Origin of the sequence: Actinosynnema pretiosum, from assembly GCF_002354875.1 — a bacterium.
In the GTDB taxonomy this organism is placed as follows: Bacteria; Actinomycetota; Actinomycetes; order Mycobacteriales; family Pseudonocardiaceae; genus Actinosynnema; species Actinosynnema auranticum.
In genome coordinates this window covers 3,683,105-3,695,993 of record NZ_CP023445.1, presented here as the reverse complement: position 1 = coordinate 3,695,993, position 12,889 = coordinate 3,683,105, and the positions used below count along the sequence as shown (strand labels likewise).

Genomic DNA, 12,889 nt, shown 5'->3' with positions numbered 1-12,889 from the left:
TGCCCCGAACTCCCACCCGAATGGGGCATTTCGTCATGAGCGCGAGACGCACCACCAGGTCGGGGGTGTCGGTTTCACCGGTTATGGGAGAGATTCGCTGTTAGCCACCTACTGCTTTCGGCGTAATCGCCCCGAATCGCACTGGCCACGACCTTGTCAGAGAAGATACCTCTCGTGTAGAGGTATTTGTGGCCCGTGGCGGACGTGGCCACGGAAGGACATGCGGCAACTGGGGGAGCATCACTGTCGTGTCGACGAACACGAATGCCCGAACAACGGGCGATCACCAGTGGAATCAGCTCATCGAGCTGCTGGAACGGCAGCACGCGACGCTCGCGGCGGCCACCGGGCACGCCAACTCCGTCCGAATGCAGGTCTCCGCTCTGGCGCTTTACGAAAAAGTGGAGAAATCGGACATCAACGGCGTCGAGGAGATCCACGACCCCGAGGTGGCGCTGCGGATGGTCGACAACGCGCCGGTGCTGGCCACGCGGGAGCTGCTGTGGATGCGGCAGGCGCCGACGAAGCAGGACTTCGAGGTCAGCCTCGCGCGCAACTCCTCGGCGCTGGCGAAGGGGGTGACCGTGCGGGGGATCAGGCAGAGCGGGTGCGACGACACCGCAGGCACCGCCTACCAGCGCGAACTGGAGGAGATGGGGGTGCGGGTGCGCACGGCGCCGCTGGTGCCGTTCCCGCTGGCGGTGGTGGACGACACGATGGCGATGGTGGGCAGGGGCGGTCCCGCCCCGCACCTGACCCTGGTGCGCTGCCCGTCGGTGGTGGCGCTGCTGCGGCGGGTCTTCGAGCACTGCTGGAACCTGACGACCACCGCGCCCGCCGTCGCGCCCCTCGGGTGCGACGACCTCGGCGAGAGCGGGACGGCGCAGGCGCTGACCGACCAGGAACTGCTGATCCTGCGCCTGTGGGCGCGCGGTCGCAAGGACGCCACGATCGCCCGCGAGCTGCGGATCTCCCCGCGCACGCTGCGCCGCGTCGTGTCCTCGCTGCTGCGCAAGCTGGGGGTGAGCAGCCGGTTCGAAGCGGGAATGGCGGCCACCCGGACACCGGGGCTGCTGGCCCAGACGGGTGGCCATCCGGTGGAAATCGAACTCAGCTGATGAAATGTTTTCGGCGTTCGTTCCCCCGATCATTCGGGGAAACGAACGCCGAACACCGGTCGCACCTCACGCGAAATTAACAGGCCCCGCCGAGAGCGCCGGACACCTGCCGTGGTACCAGCATCCACAGCGAGATGAGCTTTACTCGAATTCGCGTTCCGTCACACGCACGGGCGCGCCACAGCGGCAATGCCCACCGGGAGCCACGTGGGCAGCGGGCGCGGGTCGGGAACCGGGACGTGGCGTCCGGCGACGAGCTCGTAGCGGGCCGAGGGGCCGCGCTCGACCAGGAGCGCCAGCGCGTCGAGCAGCCGGTCCACGTCGGCGGGGCAGCTGCCGAGGCCGAAGCTGGCGCGCACCGCGCCCGCGCGCGGCAGGCCCAACCTGGCCACCGCCGGGTGCGCGCAGAACCGGCCGTCGCGCACCCCGATGCCGTGCTCGGCCGACAGGTAGGCGGCGACGAGCCCGGAGTCGTGCCCCGCGACGTCGAAGGCCACCACGCCGATCGCGTCCCGGCTGTCCGGCCACAGCCGGTGCGCCCGCGCGCCGGGCACCCGCTCCAGCCCGGCCACCAGCTGGGCGCGCAGCTCGGCCTCACGCGCCTCCGCGGCCGGGAACAGCCCGGTGAGCACCTCGCACGCCCGCGCGAGCGCCACCGCGCCGAGCACGTTCGGGCTGCCCGCCTCGTGCCGCTCCGGCGCGTCCGCCCACCGCACGGACGACCCGGTGACCTCGCGCACCGCCCCGCCGCCCGCCAGGTGCGGAGGGGCCGCGTCGAGCCAGTCCCTCCGGCCCACGAGCACGCCCGCGCCGTAGGGCGCGTACGTCTTGTGCCCGGAGAACACCAGGTAGTCGGCGCCCGAGGAGGCCAGGCCGAACGGGCGGTGCGGGGCGAGCTGCGCGGCGTCCACGACGACGCGGGCGCCGTGCCGGTGCGCGATCCGCACGAGCTCGTCCACGGGCAGCACCTCCCCGGTGACGTTCGACGCCCCGGCCACCGCGAGCAGCGCCGCGGGCCTGCCCGCCAGCTCCCGCTCCAGCGCCTCGACCGTGCCCGCCAACGTGGGCGCGGCGGGCAGCGCCGAGTGCCCTCGCGCCCGCCACGGAAGCAGGTTCGCGTGGTGCTCGGTGTCGAGGACGAGCACCCGCCCGCCCTCGGGGACGCACCCGGCGAGCAGGTTCAGCGAGTCGGTGGTGTTGCGGGTGAACACCACGACGTCGTCCGGCCGGGCGCCCGCGAACCGGGCCGCGGTGGCGCGCGCCCCCTCGTAGAGCGCGGTGGTCACCTGCGAGGCGTACCCGGCGCCCCGGTGGGTGCTGGAGTAGTACGGGGTGATCTCCGCCAGGTGGTCGGCGACGGCGCGCAGCGCGGGCGTGCTCGCCGCGTGGTCGAGGTTCGCGTAGCGGACCGAGCCGCCCTGCACGAGCGGCACCCGCAGGTCGGCGCCGACGACCTCGGCGAGCGGGGTGCGCGATCGCGCCGGGGACTGCTCCTCGGCCGGGGCCCGGTGGGCGGTGCGGTTCACGACGGTCACTGCGTTCCCCCTGGGGGTCGGTGGAGTGGTTGCCCGGCGGTCAGTCCTCGCTGCCCCAGTCGGGGGCCTCGCTCACCTCGAGGACCGCTCCCGCCCAGTTGAAGCCGTGGCCGCTGCCCGCCAGCAGCACCCGGTCGCCCGGTTCCAGCTCGCCGCGCCGGACCAGGTGGTGCAGCGCGGCGAACTGGTCGCCCGCGCCGAGGTGGCCGATGGTGCGGCCGAAGTCCCACGTGGTGCGCTCCTCGGTCACGCCCAGCTCGGCCAGCAGGGTCCACCAGTGCACGGTCTTGCCGATGTTGGGCAGCACGACGCGCTTGACGTCGGCCAGCCCGACCCCGGCCTCGTCGAGCGCGGTGGTCATGGCGGTGACGACGCCGCCCGCGATGCGGCGCGAGATGGCGTCCAGCTCGCGCAGGTGCTTGCGCATGTACCTCTGCTTGCGGGAGCGCAGGTTCAGCGGCCGGTCGGTGGGCGCGGCCTCGGCGCGCAGGCCGTCGCCCCGGTACATCTCCTCCAGCGTCGGGTCGGCGGTCATCGCGACGGAGAGCAGGCGCGCGAAGCCGGGGCGCCGGGTCAGCACGGTGGCGGTGGCCCCGTCCCCGAGGACGGTGCCGGACTCGCTGCGGAACCGGTCCCACCCCGGCAGGCAGAACCGGTCGCAGGTGGTGATCAGCACGGCCGCGTCGTGGTCGCACGCCGACAGGTAGCCCGCGGCGAGGGCGAGGGCGGCCATGCCGCCGTTGGACTTCTGGTCCACGTCCACGGACGGCGCGGAGCCGCCGATGGTGCGCTGCTGGATGTAAGTGGCCGGGGTCCACATGTCCTGGCCCTGGAAGTAGACGCTCGCGTGCAGGATGAGCCGGATGTCCTCGGGGGTGGTCGAGGAGTGGGACATGGCCGCCCGCACCGCCTCCACCGCCATGTCCGGCGCGTACTGGCCGTCGTCGGCGACCACCACGCCCAGGAGTCCGTTCGCGGTGTGCTCGTCCTCGGCGTAGCGGCCGTCCGCGACCGCGTCCGCGAGGTCGAGCGGGCGGCCGAGCCGGGCGCCGATCGCGTCGAGGTGGATGTCGGTCAGGCGCATGGGTGGTGCTCCTCGTGGTCGCGGGGCGGCGGGCAGGGGCGCGGGCGGTCGGGGCGGGTGGTCGGGGCGGGTGGTCGGCGCGGTCCGGTTCCGCGCGGCGCCCTGGACCTCGGCGGGGCGGGCGGCGGGCGGGCTGTCCACACGGCGGCCGGGCTGTCCACACGGCGGCCGGGCTGTCCGCACGGCGGGCGGGCTGTCCACACGGCGGGCGGGGGCGCTCGCGGGCGCGACCGCACCGCCCGTTCAGCGGGCGCCGGTCGCGCCGGGGCGGGTCACAGGCGGGTGCCGCCCGAGATCTCGACCCGCTCCCCCGTCACCCACCGGGCTCCTGGCGAGACGAGGAACGCGATGACGTCGGCGACGTCGGCGGGCTCCCCGATCCGCCCCAGCGCGGCCTGCGCCGCGGCCTGCCCGGCGGCGGCCAGGTCGCCCCGGAACCGGTCGCCGTGGAAGTCGGTGTCGATCAGGCCGGGCGCGACCGTGTTCACGGTGACGCCGCGCGCGCCGAGCTGGTCGGCCAGTGCGCGGCCGAACACGTCCAGGGCGCCCTTGCTCATGGCGTAGCCGAGGATGCGCGGGTGCGCGGCCCTGGTCGCGAGCGAGGAGACGTTGACGATCCGCGCGCCCTCGCCCAGCGCGGGCAGCAGCCGCTGCACCAGGAACACCGGGGCGCGGACGTTCACCGCGAACGCCAGGTCGAACCGCTCGGGCGCGAGCGCGGCGATGTCGCCGGGGCAACCGATGCCCGCGTTGTTCACCAGCACGTCGACCGCGTCGCGGCCGAACCGGTCGCGGGCCCACGCCCGGACCTCGTCGGCGAGCGCGGTGACGCCCGGCAGCTCGGCGAGGTCGGCGGCGAAGGCGCGGGCGACCCCGCCCGCGGCCTCGATCCGCGCGACGACCTCCGAGGCCGCGTCGCGGTCCGCGCGGTAGTGCACCGCGACAGCAGCTCCCCCCGCCCCGAGCCGCTCCGCCACGGCCCTGCCGATCCCCCGGCTCGCCCCGGTCACCAGGGCCAAGCGTGCCGATCCACCCACCACCGCACCTCGTCTCCCAGCGCGTTCCCCGTTGCGGGGCCGACCCGTGGGGACACTGGCACAGCGCGCGGAGCGGGGGCAGCGGTAGCGACTGGCCCGTGGCGGTCGTGGCCACGGAAGGACATCGGCCGGGAGGCCGCGCGGACCGGTCCGGCGCCCCGCGAGGCCGCGCCGCCCCGGCTGCCCGACTCCGCTGTGGACGGTCCTCCCGGTTGGGCGGGAACGCAGGCGCGCGGTGGACCGGTCCCCCGCCTGGCCGGTGCCGGGTGGGCGCGGCCGGCCGGGTTCTGTCGGTGCCCCCTCCTACACTGCCACCACAACTCAGGGGGTCGTGGTGGCGGTGGGGTCGGAGGGGTTCTTCTCCCTCGTGGGGCGGTTGGCCGAGGTCCAGCGGCTGGATCGGCGGGAGTACAGCGCGTTCGAGGTGCGGGGGGTGAAGTTCGCCTACCACTGGCCGCGCACCGAGACGGTCGGGCTCAAGCAGCTGCTCAGCGAGCAGCTCGCGCTCGTGGCGGAGCGGCCGGACGTGTTCGAGCCGCAGTACGCCATCGCCGGGTTCGGGTGGGTGGTGGTGCGGTTGGACGGGGTCGAGGCGGACGAGCTGGCCGAGCTGCTGTACGAGGCGTGGCGGCTGTCGGCGCCCGAGCAGCTGGTGGAGCAGGAGCCGGACTGGGCGTTGGCGCCGCCGGTGCTGGGGTAGGCGCGGTCAGCGGGCGGAGCCGTCAGCGGGGAGGCAGGCCCAGGGCCGAGACGCCCAGGCCGCCCCTGCCCTCGGCGACGGCGGCGTCCAGGCGGTGCGCGGCGGCGGTCAGCAGGTGGGCCGGGCTGCCGGTGGCGCGCAGCGCGGTCAGCGCGGCGCGGGCGCCCTCGGCGAAGGTGGTGATCGTGGCCTGGTCGGTGGTGTGCTCGCCGTTCGCGAGCGCCGTGACGACCTCGTCCGACGCCCGCCGCAGGACGTCGAGCGCGACGGCGGTCAGCGCGCGCAGCACGTCCGGGGGCGCCCCCCGGTCCAGCAGGTGCCCGACGGCCTCCGCGTGCGCGACGAGCGCGCTGACGTAGAACGCGCCGGTCATCCCGGCGTCCAGCAGCTTGGCCGTCCCGACCTCCTCGGCGACGTGCCGCGACGCACCCGCGAGCGCGCCCAGCACCGGGCCGTGCGCGGCCCACGTCCCGGACGGGCCCGCGTAGAGGATCACCGCGTCGGGTGAGCCGATCTCCTGCGGGTAGCACAGGACCACCCCGTCCAGGTGCTCCCCGCCCCGGTCGACGACCCAGTCGCGCGCGGCCTCGGCGTCGCCGGGCGTGCCGCTGGACAGGGTGACCAGCGTGCGCCCCCGCCAGTCCCGCACCGCCTCCAGCGCCTCCAGCGCGGCCTGGCAGGTCGACGTGCAGGCCACCACCAGCGGCGCCACCGCCCCGGCCACGTCCCGCGCCGCCGCCACCCGCTCCCCCGCGAGCGCGAGCGCCCGCTCGGGGGTCCGGTTCCACGCCACCACCGAACGCCCCGCGCCCGCGAACGCCCGGACCAGCGCGGACCCCATCAGCCCGCACCCGACGACCAGCACGTCGCACCCGGCCACGACAACCACCCCTCACGCGGTGAAGAACCCGTCCACGGTCATCTCGTCCAAGCTCTCGGCGAACGCGGCGGCCACCAGCTCCAGGTCCTCGGCGGTGTGCGCGGCGCTGATCAGGAACGCGTGCAGCTCCGGCAGGTGCACCCCGTGCCTGCGCATGTAGTACGCCAGCGCGATCGTGGCCTTGAAGTCGCTGCCGGTCAGCCGGTCCCGGTACAGCCGCGCCGGGCGGTGGCTGAAGGTCAGCGAGAAGATCGAGCCGCGCGCCGAGACCCGGCAGGCGATCCCGCGCTGCCCCGCGGCCTCGCGCAGCGCCCCCGCGAGCCGATCGGTCCCGGCCTCCAGGCGCGCGTAGACGTCCGGGTCGGCGCGCAGCCGCCGCAGCACGGCCGCCCCGGCGGCGCAGCTGAGCGAGTTGCCGCTGAGCGTGCCGCCCGCGAAGACCTTGCGCTCGTAGTCCTGGAACGGGTCGCGGGTGCTCCTGGCGACGTCGACCAGCCCGGCCCGCCCCACCACCGCCCCGCACGGCAGCCCGCCGCCGATCACCTTGCCCAGGCAGGTCAGGTCCGGCCGCACCCCCACCACCGACTGCACCCCGCCGTAGGCGACCCGGAACCCGCTGACCACCTCGTCGAACACCAGCGGCACGCCGGTCTCGTCGCACACCCGGCGCAGCGCCACCAGGAACGGCGCGTCGAGCGCGACCACCGAGGTGGGCATCGGCTCCAGCAGCACGCAGGCCAGCTCGTCCGCGTGCTCGCGCAGCCGCTCCAGGCCGGGGACGTCGCCGTACTGGAGCACCAGCGTGCCCGCGACGGCGGCGGGGTCGGCGCCGTGCGAGCCCGCGACCGGTTCGGGCCGGTCGCGCTCGCCCGCGAAGCGGAACCACGAGCTGACCAGGCCCTGGTCGGTGAGCCCGTGGTAGTGGCCCTCGAACTTGGCGACCTTGGCGCGCCCGCGCGCCCCCCGGCACATCCGGACCGCCAGCAGCACCGCCTCCGACCCGGAGTTGCACAGCACCGCCCGCTCCGCGCCGGGCAGCGCGTCCACCAGCAGCTCGGCCAGCTCCACCTCGGGCAGGTTCCCCACCCCGTTGACCTGCCCGCGCCGCACGCCCTCGGTGACCGCGGCGACCACGTCCGGGTGCCCGTACCCCAGCAGGTGCGGCCCGTAGCCGCCGCACAGGTCGACGTACTCGTTGCCGTCGAAGTCCCGCACCCGCCCGCCCGACGCCTCCCGCACGAACACCGGGAACGCGCTGGGGAAGAAGTACCGGTCCACGTGCGTCGGGGCCACCAGCGTGGAGCGGGCGCGCTCGCGCAGCCGCAGCGAGGTGGGCGCGCGCACCGCGAAGTCCTCGGCGAACCGCTCCTCCACCTCGGCGCTCGTGTAGGGCGAGTAGCGGTCGGTGAACCTGCGCGCGTTCGCCCAGATGTCGATGTCCGGGTCGATCTGGCCCGCGAAGCCCTCGCAGGACAGGAACACCAGCTCGACCTTGGTGAACGTGGTGGTGTACCGGCAGCCGTGCGCGCGCAGCACCTCGTTGACGTCGGCGAAGTACGCGACGGTGGACCACCGGCTGGCGCTGGTGTCGAAGTGGTGGCGCAGCACCTCGGCCATCCGCCGCTCGTACCCGGCGCGCCGGGCCGCGAGGTCGGGGCCGACGTGCACGAAGTGCCGGGTGAAGCGGTCGACGGCGAGCGCCCACTCCTTGCGGGTGCAGGCGTAGTAGAACGAGGACAGGCCCCACTTCTCGTCCTCGGTCAGCTCGGCGGTGACGCCGTAGTCGAGCAGCACCAGCTCGCCGGACGGGGTGAACAGCACGTTGCCGGGGTGCGGGTCGCCGTGGCTGAGGCCGTGCATGTACAGCATGGTGTAGACGGCGTCCTGCAGGCGGCGGGCGAGCTGGGCGCGCGGCAGGTCGACCAGGTGCGCGTCGCGGCCGGGGATGCCGTCGACGTGCTCCATCACGAGCACCCGCGCGGTCACCAGCTCCGGCACCACCTCGGGCACGCGCACGTGCGGGTGCCCGGCGAAGTCGGCGCGCACCCGCTGCTGCTGGCGGGCCTCGCGGCGCATGTCGGCCTGCGGCAGCAGCAGGCGGGCGACCTCGTCGAAGCGGTGCGGCAGGTCCAGGTGGCGCAGGCGCGGCACGAGCAGGTGGGCGGCGCGCACGAGCGAGCCGAGCGCGCGCAGGCTGCGCAGGATCTCCTCGGGCACCCCGTCCTTGACCAGCTTGACGGCGACCTTGCGGCCGTCGTGCAGGTGCGCGACGTGCACCTGGGCGACGGAGGCGCTGGCGATGGGGCGCGGGTCGAGGTCGCGGAACACCTCGTCGAGCCTGCCGCCGAGCTCGCGCTCCAGCGCGCGGCGGGTGGGGCCGGGCGGCATGTGCGGGGCGCGGTCCTGCAGGGCCCGCAGGGTGTCGGTCCACTCCGGGGGCAGCAGGTCGGAGCGGGTGGCGGCGATCTGGCCGAGCTTGATGTAGATCGGCCCCATGCGCACCAGGAACGCCAGCGCGGCCCGCGCCCTGCGCCGCTGCCCGTCGGGACCGCCCCGGCCCCGGCCGCGGTCGCGCAGCCAGGGCAGGAGCAGGTGGCGGGCGGCCTCCAGCGCGAGGGCCGCGACCGCTCTGGCGAGGTGTGCGAGCACGACCGCCTCCGATCTCACAGCACGAAGGTGAAGGCGCCGAAGGACATCCCGGCGCTGCCGACCCAGCCGACCGCGCGCTGCCCCGGCGTGAGCAGGCCCGCCTCGATCCCCGAGGCCATCGCGGTGGGCACCGAGGCGGACACGACGTTGCCGGTGCGCGGGTAGACGTGGTGCGCCACCGGGCCCAGGCCCGCCTCGTCCGCCAGGCCCTGCCAGTAGCTGCTGCTGGAGGCGTGCGTGAACAGCGCGTCCACCCGCTCGGGCGGCACGTCCAGCGCGGCGAGCGCGGCCAGCGCCTCGTCCCGGCCGCGCGCGTGCATCTCCAGCCCGAAGGAGGTGAACACGCCGACCCCGTTGCGGGCCTCCTTGCCGGTGGGGTCGCAGAAGTCCCGGTAGTTGTGCAGGGTGACGTTGCACAGCGGCGCGAGGTCCGGGCGCGAGCGGAAGCTGAACCGCCACGGCTCGCCGTCCTCGGCGGTGAGCACGGTCGCGGTGGCGGCCTCGCCGAGGGTGCAGGCGGCGAACGTGGACGCCAGCGCCTTCGCCCGCGGCAGCCGGAACGCGCCGGGCACCACGGCCCCGCCGGGTCTCATGCTGAACTCGGCGTTGACGACCAGCGCCGTCCGGTGGTGGCCCGCCAGGAACAGCGACTCGACCACCTGGACGGCCCTGGTCCAGCTCATGCACGCGTCGAGCAGGTCGAAGCAGTGCGCGCGGTCCGCGCCGAGGGCGGCGGCGGCGTGGTAGGCGCCCGCCGGTTCCAGGAAGCCCCGGCCGACCCCGGTGTACACCAGCAGGTCCACCTGGGCCGGTTCCAGCGCGGCCCGGCGCAGCGCGGTGCGGGCGGCGGCGCGCAGCAGGTCGACGGGCCGCTCGCCGGTGTCGAGCCAGCGGCGGGTGCGCGAGCCGGTGTGCCGCAGGTAGGTGTCGACCCGGCGCAGCAGGGCGTCCAGGTCCCCGGTGAAGGAGTCGGCGCTGTGCTCGGCGATCAGCGCGACGACGTCGGCGTTGCCGACCTCGCGCGAGGGCAGTTCGGCGGCGACCGCCCGCAGCCTCACCGCGCGCCCCCGCCGGTCGGGGTGAGGACGATCCGGGCGCCGCGCGCGGGGGCGCTGGTGACCAGCCGGGAGGCTGGGCGCTCGGGGCGGCGCCGGTCGGCGGTCAGCGCGTGGCGGGCGAGCAGGACCCGGAGCACCTCCACCGCCTCCAGCACCGCCAGGTTCGCCCCCACGCAGCGCCGGACGCCGTTGCCGAACGGCATCCAGGTGTGCGCGGGCACCGCCCCCTGCTCCAGGAACCGCTCGGGCCGGAACGCGCTCGGGTCGCGGTGGTGCGCGGGGTCGTTGTGCACCACGCCGATGACCGGCATGAGCGTGGCGCCCCTGGGCAGCCGGTACCCGGCCAGCTCGACGTCCTCGGTGAGCGTCCACGGCAGCTCGGAGATCGGGGGGTGCCGCCGCAGCGTCTCCTTGACCACCGCCTCCAGGTGGTCGGTGTCGCCGGACGCGGCGGCCAGCGCGGCGGCGCGGGCCGCGGCGGGGTGGCGGGCCAGCTCGTGCAGCGCCCAGGCCAGGGTGCTGGCGGTGGTCTCGTAGCCCGCGATGACGAGGGTGACGACGTGGTCGCGCAGCTCCTGCGGGCTCAGCGCCCCCGGCCCGGCCGCGACGAGCAGCCGGGAGAGCAGGTCGGTCCGCTCGGCCAGCCGGGGGTCGGCGCGGCGGTCGGCGGTGATGGCGTGGACGAGCGCGTCGAGGCGGGCCAGGGTCAGCGCGGCCCGGCGCCACCGCCCCCAGCGGCGCAGGACCGGGCTGGGCAGCCCGAGCAGGACGGGAATGTCCACGGCGGGGAGCACGTCGAACAGCTCGCGCAGCCGGGTCAGGCGCGGGTCGTCGTCCGCGCCGAGCACCACGCGCGAGATCACCCGCAGGGCGAGTCGCCGCACCCTCGGGTAGCTGGGGAACGGCGAGCCGACGGGCCAGGTGGCGATCTCGTGCTCGGCGAGCTCGCGGACGGCGTCCCGGTAGCCGCGCACGGCGGGCTTGGTGAACAGCGGCGACAGCAGGGCCCGCGCCCGCCGGTGCTCGTCGCCGTCGACGCTGAGCAGCGAGTGCTCGCCCATGACGGGCTTGAGCGGCAGGTTGCCCTCGCCGCCGTGGAAGCGGGACGGCGGGGAGCCGGTCATCGCCTGGACGTGGGCGGGGTCGTAGAGGAAGACCACGGCGCGCCACGGCCAGATGTCGAGCGCGACGACGTCGCCGTACTTGGCGCGCAGGCGGCGGGCCCAGCGGTCGCGGCGGGTGTAGAGGGCGGTCTGCACCGGCCACGGCAGGCGTGGTCCCGGCGGTGGCGCGCCGCGCGGGGCGTGCGCGTCGATCCCGGTCATGGTCATCGCTGCGGTCCCTCCTGGGGGCGGGGTCAGCCGGGGATGCGGACGGCCTGGCCCGCGTAGGCCAGGCCGGCGCCGAAGCCGATCAGCACGGCCCAGTCGCCCGCCCGGACCCGCCCGTCGGCGACGAGCCGGTCCAGGGCCAGCGGCACGGACGCGGCGCTGGTGTTGCCGGTGGCGCGCACGTCGTCGGCGACCACGACGTGCGCGGGCGGGTCGAGCCGGGCGGTGACGCGCTCGATGAGCTTCCAGTTGGCCTGGTGCGGCACGAGCGCGCCGACGTCGTCCCAGCCGAGGCCGGTGGCGGCGAGGATGCGGCGCACCGCGTCGGGCACGGTGGCGCAGGCCCAGCGGATGACCGCGAGCCCGTCCATGCGCAGCGCGGGCCGGGTGGGCCCGGCCGGTTCGCCGAGCAGCGCGGGCCGCACCTCCAGCGCCGCCGCCCGGTCGCCCTCCGAGCCCCACACCACCGGCCCCACCCCCGGCGGGCCGTCCGTCGCGGTGATCAGCAGCGCGCCCGCCCCGTCCGCGAACACCGGCGCGGTGCCGGGGTCGTCGGGGTCGACGATGTCGAGCATCCGGTCGGCTCCGACCACCAGCGCCGTCGCGCAGTCCCCGGACGCGATGAGGGAGCGGGCCAGGTGCAGGGCGTAGCAGAACCCGGCGCAGGCCACGTTGACGTCGAACGCGGGCGCCCGCAGGCCCAGCGCGGCGGCCACCCTCGGCGCGACCGCAGGGCACGGCCGGGGGTTGGTGGAGGTGGCGACGACGAGCACGTCCACCGCGCTCGCGGGCGTGCCCGCGGCGGCGAGCGCGTCGGTCGCGGCGAGCACGGCCATGGTCTCGACCGACTCGCGAGCCGAGGCCACGCACCGGGTCTCGATCCCGGTGCGCTCCACGACCCACTCGCGGGGGCGCCCGAGCCGGGTGGCGACCTCGCCGGAGTCGACGGGCGCGGGCCGGTGCGCGCCGGTGGCCAGCACCCGGCACGCCCGCGGGCTCACGGCCCGCCCGGTGTGGCGCGGGCGGAGACGAACTCCAGCACCGCGCGCGGGGTGTCGAGCGCGGCGGCCTGCTCGTCGCTGATGTCGATGCGGTAGGTGTCGCCGAGGACGGCGACCATCTCGGCCCTGGACAGCGAGTCGACGTCGAGGTCGTCGAGCGGGGTGTCGAGCAGCTCGTCGGGGAGCAGCACCCGGCGGTCGGGGTCGTCGGGGTGGACGACTCGGGTCAGGACGTCCTCGAGTTCCGCGGGCGACATGGGTGTCTCCGTTCCGCCGGGTTCCCGCGCCGCCGGTCGGGGAGGCTGGTGGGGCGGCGGCTGAGCGGAAGTGTTGGGGCGCGCGCCGGGCCGCCGGAAGCCCGAGGGCCCGCGAACAGCCGGACGTACGAGCGCCGCCATCCCGATGGCCCAAGCCCGTGCTGCTCCGGGTGCCGCGCCGGCCCCCGATCTCACCTGACCAGGTGAGGCCGGTGGTGCGAGGATGCGTGGGCGGCAGC

General features: G+C 75.7%; 11 protein-coding genes. 2 read left to right on the top strand and 9 right to left on the bottom strand.

Features of this window, described 5'->3' with window-relative positions:
• Positions 1 to 248: 248 nt before the first annotated feature.
• Positions 249 to 1,118 (top strand): helix-turn-helix transcriptional regulator, encoded by an 870-nt coding sequence (locus CNX65_RS15880; RefSeq protein ID WP_096493878.1) that lies wholly within the window; start codon positions 249 to 251, stop codon positions 1,116 to 1,118.
• Between the two features lie 161 nt (positions 1,119 to 1,279).
• On the opposite strand, the gene CNX65_RS15875 is transcribed toward CNX65_RS15880, so the two are convergent.
• The 3 genes from CNX65_RS15875 to CNX65_RS15865 form a co-directional block, all read right to left on the bottom strand.
• Positions 1,280 to 2,653: an aminotransferase class V-fold PLP-dependent enzyme gene (locus CNX65_RS15875; RefSeq protein WP_096493876.1), complete on the bottom strand. Its 1,374-nt coding sequence runs from the start codon at positions 2,651 to 2,653 to the stop codon at positions 1,280 to 1,282.
• 40 nt (positions 2,654 to 2,693) lie between these two features.
• A complete protein-coding gene (locus CNX65_RS15870; protein ID WP_177154593.1) occupies positions 2,694 to 3,737 on the bottom strand; it encodes a ketoacyl-ACP synthase III family protein in 1,044 nt (347 codons plus the stop codon).
• A 272-nt stretch (positions 3,738 to 4,009) separates the two neighbouring features.
• Complete coding sequence (locus CNX65_RS15865) at positions 4,010 to 4,747, bottom strand: SDR family oxidoreductase (protein ID WP_096497808.1); 738 nt, start codon at positions 4,745 to 4,747, stop codon at positions 4,010 to 4,012.
• Positions 4,748 to 5,108: 361 nt separating this feature from the next.
• Between CNX65_RS15865 and CNX65_RS15860 the strand changes: the two genes are divergently transcribed.
• Positions 5,109 to 5,474, top strand: a complete 366-nt coding sequence (locus CNX65_RS15860; protein ID WP_096497807.1) for an MmcQ/YjbR family DNA-binding protein — start codon at positions 5,109 to 5,111, stop codon at positions 5,472 to 5,474.
• A 22-nt stretch (positions 5,475 to 5,496) separates the two neighbouring features.
• Here the strand turns inward: CNX65_RS15860 and CNX65_RS15855 are convergent, their stop codons facing one another.
• Genes CNX65_RS15855 through CNX65_RS15830 form a run of 6 tightly spaced genes read right to left on the bottom strand, consistent with a single transcriptional unit; the run spans position 5,497 to position 12,650 of the window.
• On the bottom strand, positions 5,497 to 6,354 hold the full coding sequence (locus tag CNX65_RS15855; RefSeq protein ID WP_096493874.1) for an NAD(P)-binding domain-containing protein: 858 nt from the start codon (positions 6,352 to 6,354) through the stop codon (positions 5,497 to 5,499).
• A gap of 12 nt (positions 6,355 to 6,366) precedes the next feature.
• Positions 6,367 to 9,021 carry an aminotransferase class III-fold pyridoxal phosphate-dependent enzyme gene (locus CNX65_RS15850; protein WP_232519857.1) on the bottom strand — a complete coding sequence of 885 codons (2,655 nt, stop codon included), beginning with the start codon at positions 9,019 to 9,021 and terminating at the stop codon, positions 6,367 to 6,369.
• The gene (locus tag CNX65_RS15845) at positions 9,018 to 10,061 is read right to left on the bottom strand and encodes a 3-oxoacyl-[acyl-carrier-protein] synthase III C-terminal domain-containing protein (RefSeq protein WP_096493872.1); all 1,044 of its coding nucleotides are present in this window, start codon (positions 10,059 to 10,061) and stop codon (positions 9,018 to 9,020) included. The genes CNX65_RS15850 and CNX65_RS15845 overlap by 4 nt, the downstream gene beginning before the upstream one ends.
• Entirely contained in the window at positions 10,058 to 11,392 is a 1,335-nt protein-coding gene (locus CNX65_RS15840) for a cytochrome P450 (protein WP_096493870.1), read from the bottom strand. Before CNX65_RS15840 ends, CNX65_RS15845 begins: the two co-directional genes overlap by 4 nt.
• Before the next feature lie 26 nt (positions 11,393 to 11,418).
• Positions 11,419 to 12,393 carry a 3-oxoacyl-ACP synthase III family protein gene (locus tag CNX65_RS15835; RefSeq protein WP_096493868.1) on the bottom strand — a complete coding sequence of 325 codons (975 nt, stop codon included), beginning with the start codon at positions 12,391 to 12,393 and terminating at the stop codon, positions 11,419 to 11,421.
• Positions 12,390 to 12,650 carry a phosphopantetheine-binding protein gene (locus CNX65_RS15830; RefSeq protein ID WP_096493866.1) on the bottom strand — a complete coding sequence of 87 codons (261 nt, stop codon included), beginning with the start codon at positions 12,648 to 12,650 and terminating at the stop codon, positions 12,390 to 12,392. Before CNX65_RS15830 ends, CNX65_RS15835 begins: the two co-directional genes overlap by 4 nt.
• Positions 12,651 to 12,889: the final 239 nt, after the last annotated feature.